Here is a 16241-nt window from a genome sequence, read left to right on the forward strand (position 1 = left end):
AGCTTAAAAAATCAAATTCAAACTTGACCTAAAAGTTAGCCATTTCCCCCTCAATTTCAAACTGAAACAATAAATCCCATGTTAAACTATTCAATGGTTTTAGCAGGGACTCATCTATGCACTTTGTTCATCTTGGTATTCATACAGAATTTTCGATTACTGAATCCATCGTACGGATACCTGACTTGGTCAAAGCTGCCGAAGAAGAACAGATGCCTGCCCTTGCGCTCACGGATCTTTCTAACCTGCATGCTGCCGTCAAGTTCTATGGCAAATGTCTGAGCAAAGGCATCAAGCCGATTCTGGGTTCTGAAATTCGCCTGAATGATGCCGAACATCGCATGACCTTATTGGCCATGACCAATACCGGCTGGCGTAATTTGACTGAACTGGTATCTGAAGGCTTTATCAGTGGTCAGCAACTGGATATCCCCTGCGTTCAAAAACAATGGATTTTAAATCAGCCTGAGGACATGATTGCCCTGCTCGGTATGCACTCCGATGTCGGCAAAATGCTGATGAGTTCAAATCCGCAAAAAGCCGAACCGCTGCTGGAAGAGTGGGTCGAAAAATTTGGTAATCGTGTTTATCTTGCCCTGACCCGTACCAATCGTCCGGATGAAGATAACTTTATTCTGGAAGCCGTTAAGCTGGCAAAAAAATACAATATCGGTGTGGTCGCACATAATGATGTGCATTTCATGACCCGTGAAGATTATGAAGCGCATGAAGCACGGGTATGTATTGCAGATGGTTATGTGCTTGGTGACAACCGCCGCCCTAAAACCTATTCACCTGAACAATATTTCAAATCTGCTGAAGAAATGACGGCGCTGTTCTCGGATATTCCATCTGCGATTGAGAACACCTATCACATTGCCAAACGCTGTAATGTGACGCTGCAACTGGGCAAATACTTCCTGCCTGATTATCCGATTCCTGAAGGTCATACCATTGATACCTTCTTTGCACACTTGTCCAAAGAAGGTCTGGAAGAACGCCTGAATTTCCTGTATCCGCCTGAACAACGTGATGAAGACTGGCCAGAAATCCGCAAGCCTTATGATGAGCGTATCGAATACGAGATTAACATCATTAACTCGATGGGATTCCCGGGCTACTTCCTGATCGTGATGGACTTCATTCAGTGGTCGAAAAGTAACGGCGTTCCGGTCGGTCCGGGCCGTGGTTCGGGTGCAGGTTCACTGGTCGCCTATAGCTTAAAAATTACCGATCTTGACCCGCTGCGTTATGAACTGCTGTTCGAACGTTTCCTGAACCCGGAACGTGTTTCGATGCCCGATTTCGACGTCGATTTCTGTATCGCAGGCCGTGACCGCGTGATTGACTATGTAGCACGTACCTATGGCCGTGATGCGGTCTCCCAGATTGCAACATTCGGCACTATGGCGGCCAAAGGTGCGATTCGTGATGTTGCCCGCGTTTTGGGTAAATCTTATGGCTTGGCGGATCGTATCTCGAAAATGATTCCGACCAAGCCTTTAGGTCTAAGCCTGCTTGAGTCACTAGAAGCTGAACCCCAGCTTAAAGATATCGTCACCAATCCATCCAATCCAGACCATGACGATGCAGCCGAAATCTGGGAAATGGCACTGAAACTGGAAGGTATTACCCGAAACACCGGTAAACACGCCGGTGGTGTGGTGATCTCGCCAACCAAAATTACCGATTTCTCTGCGGTCATGTGTGATGCCGATGGTACCGGACGCGTGGCACAGTTCGATAAAGACGATGTCGAATCTGCAGGTCTGGTGAAGTTTGACTTCTTGGGTTTGCGTAACCTGACGGTGATTGAAGATGCGGTTAAAAATATCAATAAACGCATCAAATCTGACAAGCCTTTAGATATTGCTTATATCCCGCTTGAAGATAAAGACGCATATCTGGTCTTCGCCAATGCCAACACCACTGCGGTATTCCAGTTTGAATCCGTGGGCATGAAGAAGATGCTGAAAGAGGCACGCCCGAGCAAGTTTGAAGAAATTATTGCCTTCGTGTCACTGTACCGTCCAGGCCCGATGGATCTGATTCCTGACTTTATTCACCGGATGCATGGTGGTGATTTTGAATATTTGCATCCATTGCTTGAAGGCGTACTAGAACCCACCTACGGGATTATGGTGTATCAGGAACAGGTGATGCAGGCTGCACAGTACTGTGCCGGCTATACCCTCGGTGGCGCAGACTTGTTACGTCGGGCCATGGGTAAGAAAAAACCGGAAGAAATGGTCAAACAGCGCCAGATCTTTATTGAAGGTGCGGCAAAGAAAGACATTGATGAAGCGACCGCCAACCATATCTTTGACTATATGGAAAAGTTTGCCGGCTATGGTTTTAACAAATCGCATGCGGCTGCCTATGCTTTGGTTGCCTACCAAACTGCATGGCTGAAAGCGCATTATCCGGCTGAATTCCTGTCGGCAGTATTGACCTCGGAGATGCAGAACACCGACAACGTGGTATTCCTGATTGATGACTGTCGCAAGAATAATCTGGAAGTTTTACCGCCGTCAGTGAATATGTCGCTGTATCAATTCCATGCTATCGATGAGCAAACCATTGTCTATGGTCTGGGTGCGATCAAAGGCGTCGGTGAAGCGGCGATGCAGTCAGTGATTGACTCGCGTGCGCAAGAAGGTTCATTCCGTGACTTGTTTGATTTCTGTCATCGTATTGACCTGAAAAAAATCAATAAGCGTACTCTGGAAGCACTGATTCGTTCAGGTGCATTGGATTGCTTGGGAATTGACCGTGCCGACCTGATGGCGCAACTGCCTGAAGCGGTTCAAGCTGCGGAACAGGCACGTTCCAATCGTGAAACCGGCATCATGGACCTGTTTGGCGAAGTTGAAGAAGTTCAGCGCAAGCCATCTAAGCCAGTCAAACCTTGGGCGGATGAAGTTCGCCTGAAAGGTGAGAAAGACACGCTTGGCCTGTATTTAACCGGCCACCCGATTGATGTGTATCGCAATGAACTGAAAGCCTTTGTGCCTAGTCAGATCAATGAGCTGACGCCGACCCGCCGTGGCGTGACCACCGTGTTTGCAGGATTGGTGGTGGATATTGCCAACTTTCCGAACCGAATGATGATGACCCTGGATGATGGTACGGCACGGATTGAGATTTCAGCCAATCACGAACGCTTCAACCGCTTTAAAGAGATTATCCAGCTCGATAAAGTGGTGGTGATTGAAGGTGAAATTTATGAGCGTGAAGGCTTTGACCGTCCGATGGGACGCCTCACCAAAGCATTTAGCCTGAATGAAATTCGCCAGAAACGTGCCAATAGCATCAAGATTACCCTCACAGCCGAGCATTTCAGCAAGAGCTTGAGCCGTGACTTGCAGCAGATTCTGACTCCTTATTGCAATGTCGATATGTCGGCACATATTCCGGTGATTCTATATCTGGATTACCCGTATGCCACGACGGAACTGCATCTGGGTCTCAACTGGAAAGTCGCCCCACTGGATGAGCTCCTAGCCAAATTGCGTGATTATTTTGGTAAAGAAGCGTTGCATATTGAGTATCAGGTCAAGTCCAAAGCTGCCAAAGCCGTGTCCTATGAACAGGCCAAGCCGGTGGATATTCCCCCGCCGCCTGTGGGCATGAGCATGGATGATGCACTGGAGCTGTATCAGGCTGAATCTCAGCCACAATATTCATAAATCTTGATCTTTAAAACACCTTAAAATTGGAATCCTCATGAGTCAAATTGACAATGCTGCTGTTTCAGCACATCTCTCCCATGTGCGTATTGTCATGGTCAATACCACTTTACCTGCCAATATCGGCAGTGCCTTACGTGCCATGAAAACCATGGGCCTGTCCAAACTGGTTCTGGTGGCGCCAAAAACCTATCCGCATCCGGATATTGACGCGCTGGCAGCGGGTGCCACTGACCTGATCGAGCAGATCGAGATTGTCGAAACCCTTGAAGATGCCATTAAAGACTGCCAGATTGTATTCGGTACCAGCGCACGCAGCCGTACCATTCCCTGGCCGTTGTTAGATGTGCGCCCTGCCGCTGAAAAAGCCATGACCGCCGTGGTACAAGATCAGCAGGAAGTTGCGATTCTATTTGGCCGTGAAGACCGTGGTCTGACCAATGAAGAATTGGCAATGGCCAATTATCATCTGACTATTCCTGTGAATACGGACTATGGCGTACTGAATGTAGCTCAGGCGATTCAGGTAATCTGCTATGAGATGCGCATGGCAACGATGAGTCAAATTGAACAGCCACGTGATGCTAAAGCGACCATGCAAGTCATTGATGGCATTGAAATGGAATGGGATGAACCCTTGGTTAATCATGCCCAGATGGAACAGTTCTATCCGCATTTGGAAAAAATGCTGGCAGAAATTGAATTTATGGATCCAAAAAATCCAAGATTATTGCCTTTACGCTTGCGTCGTCTCTTCGGACGTATACAATTAGATCGTATGGAATATCACTTACTTCGTGGTATTTTCAGCCGTGTTCAGGCATTGAACAACGGTACCTGGAAAAAATCTTCACACACATCATCACAGGACGAGGATCAAATCTAATGCTAAAACAGCTCAAAGAAGATATACAAGCTGTCTTTGCGCGCGATCCTGCAGCACGCAATACCTTAGAAGTCTTAACCACTTACCCTGGCATTCATGCGCTGATCATGCATCGCATGGCACATGAGCTATGGAATAAAGACTGTAAAGGAACTGCGCGTGCGTTGTCTTCGTTTAGCCGCTTTGCCACCGGCATTGAAATCCATCCGGGCGCAAAAATTGGCCGCCGTTTCTTTATCGATCACGGTATGGGTGTAGTCATTGGTGAAACCGCTGAAATTGGCGATGACGTGACGCTTTATCACGGCGTGACTTTGGGTGGAACGACCTGGAATAAAGGTAAACGTCATCCAACCCTAGAAGATGGCGTAGTAGTCGGTGCCGGTGCCAAGATTCTTGGGCCATTTACCGTAGGTAAAAATGCCAAAGTCGGTTCTAATGCGGTCGTTACCAAAGCGGTTCCTGAAAACGCCACAGCTGTGGGCAACCCGGCACGTTTTATTACCAAAGACAAACCCAAAGATGATGCTGAAGCCCGTCGTCGTGACTATGCCGAAAGTATCGGTTTCCAGCCCTATGCCGCGACTGAAGATCAGTCTGATCCGATTTTAGAAGGTATGCGGATTCTGCTGGATCGCATTCAGCAAAATGAAAAACGCATGAACAACTTGTGCAATCGTCTTTCTTTGTTAGATCCGACCTTTAACAAGCAGCAACAGGATGGCCAGCCTTTGAGTAAAAAAGAGTTGGAGATTCTGGAAGAAGCGCGCCGTGAATGTGAAGCGCAAACCAGCCAATCCAAGGCCTGAATATCACACTTCACTCTGTAACACGGGTTTACTTGCATGATCGTTATAGTTTTCATAGACTGACGATCATGCAATTTTTGAATAGATGTTTTAAAAATAACAGAATGGATGACTATTATGACCTTTAAGCCCTTGGCACTTGCTTGCTTAGCATTCACAATTACTGCGTGTTCAACCACTCCTCAGAAATCTGCTGAGAAACCTGTAGATCAAGTGGTTTTTGTAGAACCTGAACTGAGCCCACCATTTTATGCTTTAAATCCATTCAATTATAATGAACCGCCTGAATTTGAAGTGCATTTGAAAAAGGCTGCAGCGCAGCCTGTAACCAAGATGGTGGTGACGGATCCTAATGATCCATCCAAGCAACTGACCCTGGATGTGAATAAACTGATTATTCCAGTGGTAGATAGCAATACACGTGCAATGCGTTATGCAGCACTTGCCAATTCAAATGAAATCGATATCACCGAAATTGACGATTTCCTGCAAATGGTCGAAGGTAAGGCACGTCATTATCCACCACGTTTCAGCGATCGTCAGGAACGCCGTGGTTTTGAAGCCAAATTGCGTGAAGTCACCCGACAACTGGATACTTTAGCGGCCCGTCCAAATGCCTCTTTTGATGTGTTGATGCGTGCTTTTAAAGCCAGCGTGATGGCACGTAACCTGGATCTGGGTTCAGTTTATACCACCAATTCCCTGACCTATGCCCAGCGTATTCTCAAAATTAACCCGGATGATCCTGAAGTCAACTTCTGGTTTGGTTTTGGTCTGTCTGAAGGCGGTGGTCAACGTGAAGCCATCGCTTATCTGGACAAAGCCATGAAAGCTGGCGTTCAGGAGGCTTATCTTTCTGCAGCCAATAACTATATTGCATTGGAACAGAAAAAAAATGCCACTCAAACCTTGGCGAACTATAAGGTGAAATATCCGCAAGAAGCTGAAGTAGCAGACCGTCTGATTCAGGAAATTGAGAAAAATGGTCGCTGGAATGTTTGGCAAATTTTGCAAACATCAACACCCGCTCCGGCTACAGACCCAGCAACAGCACCGGTGACCCCATAATAAAGATTCGCTTCAATTTGATTACAAATAGACTGCTACGGCGGTCTATTTTTATGGGAAAAAATTAGTAAAATACAAAACATTATCCCGCTTTATAACTTGAATTCAGTGAAAAGTTTTATGCACGAAAAAATAAATAAAAGATTAATGCTGTGCACTTTACTCATCACCAGCGTACTCAGCGGCTGTCAGGTGGTCAGTGTTAAGGAACAGGCGATTAATGTCACGCTGAACAATGAGCGTGACAGCATCTTGACCCGCGACAAGCTTAGCGAAGCCAGTCTGAATGTGTTGTCCATGACAGGTCGTGAAGCTCAGATCTGTATTGATCAGCCCGAAGAATGTGTGGAAGATCTGAAAAGTATTCCCCAGATTTTAGATGAACAATTGCTTTCTACAGCAAGTGAATTATATCTAGCCAACTCCTTACAAAATGCCAAGTCTGCTGAATGTAACACCGGAATTTTAAACAAAACCCGATCACCGGAAAAACAGCAACAACACAAGCAGAACATCCAGAACTGTCTGGATCAGCAGCTCACTATGCTGGATAAAAGCATTCGTTATAGCTATGCCTATCTGTTTAAAACCGAGCGTGCGCCGCAAGAGCGTATTTTTGATAACCGCCAGGTCCAGATTCGTGACTTTTATAACCTGGCAATTGCTCATCTGATTCAACGCTATGCTGAACGTTATGAAGCCAAACAGTCCGGCCAGCGCATTCAGGTCGGTGACAGTGTATACACCATTGATCTGGAAAATTTTCCGCAGCTGAAAAACCAGACCATTGAACAGCTGATGTCTACCTATAATATGAACTTTTCCGGCCTACGTTCCATCACCCGCCGTGATGGTTTTGGTTCAGAATTTTTAGTGGTCTTACCTGAAGCACAGCAAACCGAGCAGGATAAAAAATATATTGTCGATCCGCTCAAGCACAACTATCCAAATGGTAAAAATCCAAACATTCATTCAGCCCGCTATCTGGCGACCACCATTACCGCTGTGCCTAAATCAGCGAATTCGACCGAACAGATTTTATCTACTTCGGAGTTTCACCTGAAACTCTATGATCCTTATAAGCATGAAAAGATCAAAGTGGCTTCGAAAGAATATGCGCTGGCCGCCAACTTTTCTGCACCTTACGGCTTATGGCTGGCCGAGAACAATCTGGGGCGTTTAGCCTATCTGACCCTGATTAATCGCGAAGACAGTCTGAGCATGCCGCATCTGTATATGCTGGAACCTTATAATCCGGACAAGAAAGTGCTGGTATTGATTCATGGTCTGGCCAGTAGTCCTGAAGCTTGGATTCGTCTGACCAACGATATTATGGGTGATCCGGTATTAAGGGAAAATTTCCAGGTCTGGCAGGTATTTTATTCTACTAACATGCCGATTCTGGAAAGCCGTTTTCAAATTAATGCCCTGGTTCAGCAAGGCTTTGCCCGGGTTGCGAACAATGCACCAGCTAAAAAAGATGCAGTACTGGTCGGACACAGTATGGGAGGTGTGATTGCCCGTTTGATGGTCAGCCAGGCCGATATTACTCAAGATGCATTCAAGCTGGTACAAAATACCCGCATTGCACAATTTAAGGATAACCCGCTCTTTAAAGCACGCCTGCAAATGCAGCCTATTCCAAATTTCACCCGGGCCATTTTCTTAGCGACACCGCATCGTGGGACAGAATATGCCGATCGCTGGCATACCAAACTGGCCCGTAAAATTATCCGCATACCGGGTGCATTTTTGGGTGCCTTTGCCGATACCCTGCAAGGTGAGATCGGGCTAAACGAGTTTGTCAAAGAACTGGGGCATGACCTGATTCAAAATGGCCCAAGCGATTTGAGTGAAAATTCGAAATTCACGGCGTTGACCCAGGATATTCAGCCTTCTAAAAATATCAAATTTCATTCTATTATCGGCAATACCGTAGATACGCAAGATACCAAGCTCATGAGCGATGATATCGTTTCATACGAAAGTGCTTACTTGGAAGGTGCTGTATCTAGCAAAGTCATTAAGGGTGGCCACTCGATTCAGGAAACGCCTGAAGCCGTACTGGAATTACGCCGGATTCTCAGATTACATCTGACCGATCTTGGTCTTTATGATCCGGAATAAACTATCGTCTTGATTTAGACTCACCACCGCATGTTCACATCCGGTGGTTTATTTTTTAAAATTGCAAATAGTGCTGAATAAGAAGCCATAGCGGCAGATCTGAGCGCTGACTTAAAGATTCATCTGGAATTTCATTTCTTTCTAAAAATTAAATTTGATAGACTTGCTGCAATACAGCTTTAAAGCTGAATTGAATCAGCAGATTCATTTCACATTTTCGATCTCCTGTGCTCAACCATGTTGGATTGGCCTTATTGAAAATGTGCTTTAAATTTCCCTGCATAGCCTATTGAGCAGTATTTGCATTTATCTCTTGTTGAAAGGATTTATTTTTAATGACCAGTTCAGAAATTATGGCTGATCTTTTTACCTTAACGCCCATGATGCAGCAATACATGTCGGTGAAAATGCAGCATCCGCATTCTTTGATGTTTTATCGTATGGGTGATTTTTATGAACTGTTCTTTGAAGATGCACACAAGGCAGCCAAGATTTTAGGCATTACCCTGACCCATCGTGGTAAAGCCAATGGTCAGCCAATTCCTATGGCGGGCGTGCCTTATCATGCAGCCGAGGGCTATCTGGCACGTCTGGTCAAAAAAGGCGAAACCGTGGTGATCTGCGAGCAGATCGGCGAGGTTACTGGGAAAGGACCGGTTGAGCGTGGTGTAGTTCGGATTATTACGCCGGGCACCCTGACCGATGATGCCATGCTCGGTGCACATCAAAGCTCGAATCTGGTGGCTTTATGTATTCAGCAGAGTCAGATTGGCATTGCACTTCTCGATCTCAGCGCTGGCTTATTTAAAGTACAGCAGCAGGATTATGATCTTAACCAGCTCATGATTGAACTGGCACGTTTGATGCCAAGCGAAATTCTGCTGGATGAAAATATCGCTGATCCGACATTGACCGAACAACTCAAACAGCAACTGGATATCTCGGTCACCAAACGTCCAAATGTTGATTTCAACCTGAATAATGCACAAAAAACCTTATGTGACCAGTTTGCCGTCAGCACGCTTTCAGGTTTCGGAATTGATCATTTACCTTTGGCTAAAGCAGCCGCAGCGGCACTGATTCACTACGCCAAAGAAACCCAGAAAACTGCGTTACCGCATATCCGCACGATTCAGCTAGAACAGAGTTCAGATTTTATTGCTTTGGATCCGGTGACACGCCGTAATCTTGAACTGATTGAGCCTTTATTTGAACATGGGACATCCTTATTTCAGCTGATCAATGATTGCCAGACTGCCATGGGGGGGCGCTTGCTCAGTCGCACCCTGATGCAACCTTTACGCGATACCGCCTTGCTGGATGAGCGCCTGGATGCCATTCAAGCCCTGCTGCAAGGTTTCCACGAAGTACCTGTACGTTTGGTACTAAAAGAAATTAGCGATATTGAACGCGTGCTGAGCCGTATTGCGCTTGGCAGTGCCCGTCCACGTGATCTGGTGCAATTGCGACAGGCCTGCGCGCAAATTCCATTTTTACGCCATGCCCTGCAACCGATTGTCAGTCAGCAACAGTCCAAACTTTTAGTACAACTCAATGAAGAACTCGGCGACTTCCATGGTCTGCATCAACGTCTGATGTCCGCCATTGTGGAAAATCCACCCGTCCTGCTTCGTGATGGTAATGTCATTGCAGAAGGTTTTGACAGTGAACTCGATGAACTACGTCAGATTCGTGATCATGCCAGCCAGTTCCTGATTGATCTGGAAATTAAAGAGCGTGAACAAAGCGGCATTCCGGGACTGAAAATTGGCTACAACCGCGTCAGTGGCTATTATATTGAGCTGACCCGCGCACAGGCTGAACAGGCACCCGAGCACTATATTCGTAGGCAAACCCTGAAAAATGCCGAACGCTACATCACACCTGAACTGAAAGCATTTGAAGACAAAGTCTTATCAAGCGAATCGCGTGCCTTGGCCCGTGAAAAAATGCTGTTTGAAATGCTGCTGGATGAACTGCGTCAGGATATCGGCAGTTTACAGATGATGAGCAGCGCCATTGCCCAGATTGATCTGATTGCTAATTTTGCCCATCAGGCGCGTTTACGCAACTGGTCGCGTCCAAAATTTAGCCCTGAAATCGGTGTAAGTATCACTGCTGGACGACATCCAGTGGTAGAAGCCCTCAGTAAATCGGCCTTTACTCCGAACGATACGCGACTGGATTTTTCCCATCGCATGGCCATCATTACCGGCCCCAACATGGGTGGTAAATCCACCTTTATGCGCCAGACTGCATTGATCGTGTTGCTGGCTTATTGTGGTGCCTATGTTCCAGCGCAAGCTGCAACTTTAGGTCCGGTTGACCGTGTCTTTACCCGTATTGGTTCTGCCGATGATTTATCGACCGGCAAATCAACCTTTATGGTGGAAATGACCGAAACCTCGCAAATCCTGCATCATGCCACCAGCCAGTCTTTGGTACTCATGGATGAAGTTGGCCGTGGAACCAGTACCTATGATGGCTTGTCTTTGGCTTGGGCCTGTGTGCTGGATCTGACCAAACGCATTCAATGTTTATGTCTATTTGCTACCCATTATTTCGAACTGACTGAACTGGATAAGGAAAGTGGCATTAACAACTACCATGTCACGGCCAAAGAGCTGAATGGCAATCTGATTTTATTGCATAAGGTGCAACATGGCCCGGCCAGTCAAAGTCATGGCTTGCAAGTCGCGAAATTGGCAGGCATTCCGGCTGCGGTGATTAAAGAAGCGCAAAACCGCTTAAAGATTCTGGAAAAACAGCATCAGGCCAAGCCACTGAGCCCGCAGCATGATCTGTTTGCAATGCCTGAAGTTATGGAGCCTATAGAACGTATCATCGAAATTGAGAAAGAATCGCCTGCACTGGACTTACTCGAAGATATTGATGTAGATAGTTTAACTCCGCGTGAAGCCTTGCAGCAGTTATATGCGCTCAAAGACCTGATCAAACAGCCAAGTTAATTCTCGGTCCTAGACCTCATCTGGCATAGGGTCGATGTCCTGAACATACCGATGAATGCTGTAATTCATCGGTATGCGACCTTTTTTCAAATTTAACAGCCCTATATATAACAAATATCAATAAAAGGAATTGTTAGTTCCCCCTGTTTTTGCCTAAAATACAGCATTCGTAATTAGAACCATATTTTTTAGGTAGCTGTCGCCATGACCTTCGTTGTCACTGAAAATTGTATTAAATGTAAATATCAAGACTGTGTTGAAGTTTGCCCTGTAGACTGTTTCTATGAAGGTCCTAACTTCCTTGTGATTAACCCGGACGAATGTATCGACTGTGCGTTATGCGAACCTGAATGCCCGGCAAATGCAATTTTCTCTGAAGACGAATTACCAGAAGGTCAGGAAGTCTTTATTGAACTGAATGCTGACCTGTCACAAAAATGGCCAAATATCACACAAATTGGTGACCAGCCAGCAGACCGTGAAGAATGGAATGGCAAAGCAGACAAATTACAATACCTTGAAAAGTAATTAGTTTAAACTTTAAAAGATCAGCAAATGCTGATCTTTTTTATACTCAACGCACACATTTCATTGCAATATTCTCCAAATTTCTCCCTATATTTAGTCTAAAATAGCGCTATTTTGTAAATATCTGATTTCTATAAATGAAGAACTTGTTAAAGGGATTATTGAGTCTTTGTATAATTCCTCTTGTTTTTGTGGGCTGTACCACAACCACAAAACAACCTGGACAGGCCACCACACCTGCTGGAAAACGGATTTACATTCCACAAGAACGTGTTCAATACGATCGTAAAGCCCACCCAAAAACTGTGCCTTATGTGTATACCCACTGGGTATCGGCACTGGATAATTTGTCACGCGTGCGTGAATATGAGGTTTTTCTGGAACGTCATGGGGTTGGCAATATCATTCCGAGTTTCGAATTGATGCGTACTGCACGTGATTGGGCCAAGTGTGGCCGTTCCCAATACATGATTCCAAGCCGTGAATTATGGGCCAATCAGATCCCAACTTTAAAAGTCTTTAAATATCTGGTTGCAGCCAATGTACTGACTGATTTTGAAGTCACGTCAGTCTATCGTGACCTGCCTTTAAACCAGTGTGCCGGTGGTGCCAACTCTTCACGTCATCTGTACAACTCTGCCATCGATTTCCGGATTGGGCCTGAATATCCGCAGGCACAAGATTATAGCTATATTGAAAATACCAAGTTCAAATTGTGTCAGTTCTGGGTACAGCATGGTCAAAGTCTGAATATGGGACTTGGCATGTATGCTTCAGGTCAAATCCACATCGATACCCAAGGTTATCGTACCTGGGGACCGAGTTTAGGCCGTAATTCCTCGATGTGTAATTACTAAGTCATGACAACCACTCTACAAAGTTCATTCAGGACATTGTAGAGCCTAAAAAATCATCACCTATAGAACAATAAATTGCGCTCTGCCGCGAAAAGTTTAAAATGCACGCATCGCAATCGAGGTGCTAAGACTATGCAACAAATGTGGACAGACATTGATCACTACATTGATTCACATTTAATTCCTGAAGACCCTATTCTGAATCAAACTCTTGAGAATACCGCAGCGCACGGTTTTCCTGATCATCTGGCTGTAGCACCGAACCAAGGCATGTTGTTGCAGATGCTAATCCAGATGAACCAATGTAAACGTATACTGGAACTCGGCACATTTGCAGCATATAGCACCATGTGGCTGGCACGTGCCTTGCCTGATGATGGCTATATCCTGACGATTGAAGGACGTGATACCCATGCGGCAATGGGTCAGGAAAATATTGATCGCGCGCAGCTTAAACAGACCGTCGAACTGAAATGCGGCCGTGCAGCAGATGTGCTTAAAGCCCTGCCTGCAGATACTGAAGCTTTCGATTTCATCTTTATTGATGCAGATAAACAGAGTTACCCTGAATATCTGGAGCTCAGTTTAAACCTGTCGCACTCAGGTACACTTATTTTTCTGGACAATGTCATTCGTGCTGGCGAAATCATTAATCCGGACAATAATAAACCAAGTATTGAAGGCATTCGTGACATGTTTAAAGCGCTTCAAAATCATCCACGTATCTTGTCATGCACTGCTTTACAAACGGTTGGCAGCAAAGGACATGATGGTTTTGCACTCGCGATTGTGAAATAAAACAAGAAGAACAAAAATCACCCAATGACATATTTATTATAAATAACATTAACTTATAAATATTAACCACAGAGTTATCCACAATATATGAGGATAACTCTGGTCATTTTTAAATCAAGCTGTAACAATTTACGATTAGACTTCGCGCTTGGCTATTTTATGCAATCCTTACTTCGCAACCAGTAAAGGTACTTTGGAATTCCGGAAAATCGTGGTCGCAATACTGCCCAAAAAGAACTGGTGAATTTTACTGTGACTAAATGCACCCAACACGATCAGTTGAATCCCGAGTTCCTGTTGATAGGTCAAAATATTTTCTGCGACATCGCCATAGCGGTATTGTGGCACCACATCTAAACCGGCCTGATTTAAATATTGCAAAGGTTCATTTAGAATTTCAGCATGATCACCGATATATAACAGATGACATTGCAATAAGCGCAGCAGATCACTTTCCGCAATCCGTTTCATCATCTTGATACAGGTCGGTGAATATTCATAGGCGAAAATAAATCGTGTCGGCGGCTTAAACTGTTCTCCGACCGTCATCACGGTACAATTGGCCCCACGAATAAAATTTTCCACATTGGTACCGATCGGTTTGTTTTTTTCAGCCGAGCGTTCACCAAGCAATCCAATCACCGCGATATCATCAGGCTGCAGGATCTGGAAGCTTTGCTCCAGAAAATCACCCTTTTCCTGAATATGTGTGGTTTGAATACCGTGTTCTGCCAGAATCCGCTCGGAAATGTGTTGCAGCAGGTTATTGCTATAATCCAGCGCAATTTCACTTTGTTTTTGTTCAAGCTCGGCCAGTTCTTTGAGTAACATGGCATTACTTTCAAAGCCGATCACTCCACTGATTTCCCCCAGATGATAACTGGCCGGGTAATAATCCAAAACCTGTAACAGAACCAGTTCACGGCCAGTCTGTTTGGCAATCCATGCCGCCGCGTCTGCCAGCGCGTTTATACATGGTGATGAGTCGATGCAGGCGATGACACGTTTCATGTTTAGCCTCTCTTCTATTTATGATAAAAATTTCTTAGTTATTTTTAACTTAGCATAAGCATTCAAAAATGTGCAGCGAAATCTGTAAGGCTTGACTTGAAATATGTTAACTTTTATGTGAACAAATATAGATCAATATATCGAACCATCTGCTGAGTCAGGCTGTTGCATCAAGCACTTGACTTCCAAAAGCTTATTCACGATAGCGAATGAATTGGGCCGGATTACCGGCGACAATCGCACGCTTCTCGACATCCTTGGTCACCATACTGTTCATTCCCACCACGGCCTGATCTGCGATTTTAATTCCGTCCTTGATACCGACATGCGCACCGAGCCACACATCCCGACCAATCTCGATGCCTTGCGAACGTACTGGCTGCTGATAAATCGGCTGCTCCAGATCCATACCATGATCAAAGGCATAAAGATGACAATAAGCGGCGATGCGCACCTGATCATGCAGTTTAATCCCCACCCGGCCACCATCCAGAATACAGTGATGATTGATCGCCACTTCATTACCGATCTCTAGGGGGCCATGTAAGGTGCAATCTGCAGCAATAAAGCTATTATCACCAATAATGATTTTGCGTCCCGGCTCCGCGAAAATATGTGCAAGAGGTGAAATAAAACAGTTTTCACCAATCTCGACGGTTTCCATTTCCATCAAGTAAGCCTGATAGTCCTTTTGCCACGCTTCTGCCCAACCGCGATTTTTTGGCTTTAAAGACCAGTACAGCCAAGGCATGTAATTCAGGCGATGTTTATGCTGCTCACGATATTTCAGTAATGGATCTACGTCAGTCATCTGTCGCTTCTTCTATGATTTTGAGCTGTTCACGGCCGCGGGTCACATCTTGAATTTTTAAGGCAAAAGGTTGAATTTGATGTAACTGAAATAAGGCACTGACCTGTACTCCTTCAGCTGTATATTCTTCCTGATAGTCAATCTGTTGCTGATTCAACTCATATTGAAAGATGGCCCATTCATTGAATTGACAGGAAAATTGCACCTTTTTCTTTTCAATCAGTTCATTTTTTTCTGCCAACAACAAACATTGTCCAGCACAACCGCCATAGGCACGCACCAAGCCACCTGTTCCCAGCTTGACCCCGCCATACCAGCGATTCACCAGTACCAGCACATTGGTCAGCTCATTACCTTCAATCGTCGCCAGAATCGGGCGTCCCGCTGTGCCTGAAGGTTCACCATCATCATTAAAGCGTACCTGATGGCCAATTTTCCAGGCCCAGCATTGATGGGTGGTGCTTGGATCGCGATAAGCTTCTAGAAAATCTTTCACGTCCTGCTCATTTTCAACAGGGGTGGCAAAGGCCTGAAAGCGGCTTTTTTTGATGTCTTCCTCAAAACTGACCAGGCTGGCAATGGTAAATGGCATAACTTCAGGCTTTAAACTCTCACTGCTGCAGTATACCCGCTTTGCACAGACAAATAAAAAGCCTCTCCACGGAGAGGCCTGATTTTGATCGATTGT

The 16241-nt window shown here is 45.4% G+C and carries 12 protein-coding genes; 9 read left to right on the top strand and 3 right to left on the bottom strand.

What is annotated here, in order from left to right; translation table 11 throughout:
* Positions 1-116 precede the first annotated feature (116 nt).
* From dnaE to MWG72_RS12715, 9 genes are all read left to right on the top strand, one after another.
* Positions 117-3689 (top strand): DNA polymerase III subunit alpha, encoded by a 3573-nt coding sequence (gene dnaE / locus MWG72_RS12675; protein WP_247144193.1) that lies wholly within the window; start codon positions 117-119, stop codon positions 3687-3689.
* 37 nt (positions 3690-3726) lie between these two features.
* Positions 3727-4575, top strand: coding sequence for an RNA methyltransferase (locus tag MWG72_RS12680; protein ID WP_004279927.1), 849 nt, complete (start codon positions 3727-3729; stop codon positions 4573-4575).
* Complete coding sequence (cysE, locus tag MWG72_RS12685) at positions 4551-5384, top strand: serine O-acetyltransferase (protein WP_228127940.1); 834 nt, start codon at positions 4551-4553, stop codon at positions 5382-5384. Before MWG72_RS12680 ends, cysE begins: the two co-directional genes overlap by 25 nt.
* A gap of 117 nt (positions 5385-5501) precedes the next feature.
* Positions 5502-6452: an ABUW_2363 family tetratricopeptide repeat lipoprotein gene (locus tag MWG72_RS12690; RefSeq protein WP_004646689.1), complete on the top strand. Its 951-nt coding sequence runs from the start codon at positions 5502-5504 to the stop codon at positions 6450-6452.
* A 120-nt stretch (positions 6453-6572) separates the two neighbouring features.
* Positions 6573-8579 (top strand): esterase/lipase family protein, encoded by a 2007-nt coding sequence (locus MWG72_RS12695; protein ID WP_247144194.1) that lies wholly within the window; start codon positions 6573-6575, stop codon positions 8577-8579.
* 335 nt (positions 8580-8914) lie between these two features.
* Entirely contained in the window at positions 8915-11548 is a 2634-nt protein-coding gene (gene mutS, locus MWG72_RS12700) for a DNA mismatch repair protein MutS (protein WP_247144195.1), read from the top strand.
* 204 nt (positions 11549-11752) lie between these two features.
* Entirely contained in the window at positions 11753-12076 is a 324-nt protein-coding gene (gene fdxA, locus MWG72_RS12705) for a ferredoxin FdxA (protein ID WP_004279936.1), read from the top strand.
* 137 nt (positions 12077-12213) lie between these two features.
* On the top strand, positions 12214-12933 hold the full coding sequence (locus MWG72_RS12710; RefSeq protein ID WP_004279938.1) for a D-Ala-D-Ala carboxypeptidase family metallohydrolase: 720 nt from the start codon (positions 12214-12216) through the stop codon (positions 12931-12933).
* Between the two features lie 132 nt (positions 12934-13065).
* A complete protein-coding gene (locus tag MWG72_RS12715; protein ID WP_247144196.1) occupies positions 13066-13731 on the top strand; it encodes an O-methyltransferase in 666 nt (221 codons plus the stop codon).
* Between the two features lie 168 nt (positions 13732-13899).
* Here MWG72_RS12715 and MWG72_RS12720 read toward each other — a convergent pair whose 3' ends face one another.
* The 3 genes from MWG72_RS12720 to MWG72_RS12730 form a co-directional block, all read right to left on the bottom strand.
* Positions 13900-14742: a universal stress protein gene (locus tag MWG72_RS12720; RefSeq protein WP_004279943.1), complete on the bottom strand. Its 843-nt coding sequence runs from the start codon at positions 14740-14742 to the stop codon at positions 13900-13902.
* Between the two features lie 193 nt (positions 14743-14935).
* Complete coding sequence (locus MWG72_RS12725) at positions 14936-15553, bottom strand: DapH/DapD/GlmU-related protein (RefSeq protein ID WP_004279945.1); 618 nt, start codon at positions 15551-15553, stop codon at positions 14936-14938.
* Positions 15546-16145: an IMPACT family protein gene (locus MWG72_RS12730; protein WP_213687169.1), complete on the bottom strand. Its 600-nt coding sequence runs from the start codon at positions 16143-16145 to the stop codon at positions 15546-15548. Before MWG72_RS12730 ends, MWG72_RS12725 begins: the two co-directional genes overlap by 8 nt.
* Between the last annotated feature and the right edge of the window lie 96 nt (positions 16146-16241).

Source organism: Acinetobacter lwoffii, from assembly GCF_022967985.1.
In the GTDB taxonomy this organism is placed as follows: domain Bacteria; phylum Pseudomonadota; class Gammaproteobacteria; order Pseudomonadales; family Moraxellaceae; genus Acinetobacter.